The following is a 2,878-nucleotide window of genomic DNA, read 5'->3' as shown; positions in this document are numbered from 1 at the left end:
GCCATCGCCCAAAACCTCCGGAAACTAGCAAAACTCAAGCCAATGGTGACAACCACCGGCTGACAACAAGCCTCAGCATCGGTCGTTCAATAAAATCAGCGCAGTAGCTAAACGCGCAACGCCAAAACCAACGACCTTTTCAACGAAATCGGCGGATTGCGGGCTTTCGCTGCATCTGCGAACTGATCAAACCGCAACGTTGAATGCCGACATCCACATTCGCTCGAAACCGAGGTGTTCTCTGAACCGCCGCATGGCGGCAACGAGCCGAGGCTGTGTGAAAACTCCAGACATTCGGCTTTCTCTACCAAAAATGGGCCTTAGATGCGTCCTGTCGCGCAGTTGGGGGAGTGTTTACTCAGGTGCTCGAAACGAAGGCGACGAGAGAGGTCACTGGACTGAGTTTTCACACAGCCTCAGCCCAGAGCGGCCAGATTGAATTCGCCCGCTTTTGCAGGTGCTGCAAGCAAACCGCCCCAGCCGATACAAAAGGAGCGTCGCGGCTAAAAACCCAAGCGCTTTGGCGTAGATGTAGCGCGTTGCAGTCAGTTGCCGATGCTTACGCAAGATGCGCTCTTGACAAAAGAAATGCGGAGGCCACCTTTCTAAGGAAAAACGAGAGCCACAAGTTAGGAAGATTTTACGTGCAGCATTTCATCCCCCACAAGGTAAAACTGGCTGCGCTAGCGGCTTTCATCACGACCCTTCCGCACTTCGTGTCCGCCGACGGCCCGACCTATGCCGCCAAGGTCCCCGAAAAGCTCCTCACGCCTGATACTGTCGAAACCGAGCGCCTTGGGACGCTCAACTTTTTCGACGGTCTGCCGACCGAAGAAACCGTCGGCAAACTTTGGGACAACCTCGATTTCATGCGCGGAGTCGATGCTTTCTTGCATGGTATCCCGGCAACTTCGGTTCACGCATTTTGTAAGGGGTTGGAAGATTACGGCGTAGAGCCTTTCGCCGCAGGGATCACTGAGGAACTTCTGGACGCCCGCAGCCTTATGCTGACCGCGAATACCACGACCATGTATGTGCTGTTCTGTATCGACACCAAGACTGGTCCAGTGGTGGTTGATGTGCCGCCAGTTACCATCGGTCCGATCGACGATGCTTATTTCCGTTGGGTAACCGATATTGGTTTCACGGGCCCGGATCAGGGTCGAGGTGGGCGCTATCTGTTTGTGCCGCCCGAGTACGAAGGTGAGCTACCCGAAAACGGGGCGCATATTGTGCATTCGTCGACCTACAAGCACTTTGTTCTGATGCGGGCATTCGTGCTCGACGACGGCCTGGAAGGCACCGTCAAGCGGATGAAAGACAACTTCCGCATGTTCCCCTACAGCGAGATCGCGAATCCACCGGAGCAGAAGTTCGTACAGCTGACCGGTGGTCAATGGAACACCATCCATGGAAACGATTTTTCGTTCTATGAAGAATTGAATGCCGCCGTGCAATATGAACCCCCCAATGCATTCCCGCCCGAAATCGCGGGTATCTTCGACAGTATCGGCATCCGGCACGGTCAGCCGTTTGAGCCTGACCAGCGGATGCGGGATATCCTGACTGAAGCGGGTGCAGTCGGGAACGCAACGGCCCGGGCGATGTCTTTCAGCCCACGCGATCTTGGCGTCTACCTCTTTGAAGGCCGTGAATGGACGACGCCCTATGCCCGGCTGAGCCACGAGTTTCTTCAAGATGATGTGCGCATTCTAAGCGACCGGACGTTCTTTCATTACATGGCCACCGGCATTACACCGGCCATGTCCAACCCACGTGTCGGGTCCGGATCAGTCTACGGGTTCACGGCAAAAGATGCAGACGGCGTCTATCTGGATGGTGGAAAGACATATCGCATTGATCTGCCGACGCCGGTGCCTGCGGGCGATTTCTGGTCGATTACCGTCTACGACAATCAGCATCGGTCAATGTTGGAAACCGATCAGAAACTTGCGGGGATCGACAGTACAGTCCCAGAGATCGAGCCGAACGAAGACGGTTCCTGGACCGTCTGGGTGGGGCCTCAGCCGCCGGAAGGCAAAGAAGGCAACTGGGTGCAGACCACACCTGGGAAATCCTGGTCGTCTATCATCCGTCTCTACAGCCCTGGTCAGGAATGGTTCGACAAGACCTGGATGCCAGGTGACTTCGTGCTGGTGGAGGAGTAAACTGTACTGCGTGCACGAGGCGGAGAGCGCGGATGTAAACTATCGCCACGTGAAAGAGGGAGATTTCCCTGCCGACCTTATGGCGGAGATCAAGAAGTCATTAGGACCGGTACCCGCGAGCGCTGCGGTGTAGCGATCCTATGTCAGGAGCGGTGGGTGCCGCGGTTCTCGAACTCTGGTGCAAGCGACAGCAAGGAACTGTCAGCTGCCGTTCAATGGAACCGCAGCGAACGACGGCTGTGTCCGCATTGTCTGAATTCAAGCTGGTCCCAAATTCGCAGGTGCAGCGAACGGCAGGTTCGACGGGCTGCATCGCGGCATCGTGATACCAAGTCGAGCGGCAGGTCTGGGCCGGAAGCGCCAGTTGGCCCCAACTTGGCGTAGGTCCGGAAAGTCCGCAAAGCGGTCACAAGCCAAGACTGACAGCCATCTCCGCTTTGGGCTGACTTCGGGCATCCGGTGGGGCAGATCAAACCACTGGCGATGGCCTTTTGGTGCAAGATCAGGTGCTGCACCGCCGCAATTCGGCTGTGAGCCTTTATTAACCGATGCTGCGTCATGCACATTTCGGCAGTAAGAGGCTGATTTTGTTGAAAAACTGATACTTGATCGAGGCATGATCTGCTGATTCAATTCTCTTATTGATTGGGAGGATTGGCGATGATGGGACCCAAGCAGGAAGCGCAGGCGGCACTGTTTTACGAGTTCTC

Annotated in this window: 1 protein-coding gene; it reads left to right on the top strand. The window is 55.7% G+C overall.

All coding sequences use genetic code 11. The features are described 5' to 3' along the window. The first annotated feature begins 644 nt into the window (after positions 1-644). On the top strand, positions 645-2,168 hold the full coding sequence (locus tag TRM7615_RS25200; RefSeq protein WP_207775285.1) for a DUF1254 domain-containing protein: 1,524 nt from the start codon (positions 645-647) through the stop codon (positions 2,166-2,168). Positions 2,169-2,878: the final 710 nt, after the last annotated feature.

The organism is Falsiruegeria mediterranea M17, assembly GCF_900302455.1.
Classification (GTDB): Bacteria; Pseudomonadota; Alphaproteobacteria; order Rhodobacterales; family Rhodobacteraceae; genus Falsiruegeria; species Falsiruegeria mediterranea.
The sequence above is the reverse complement of the archived record's forward strand: the minus strand, read 5'-3'. Positions and strand labels throughout refer to the sequence as shown.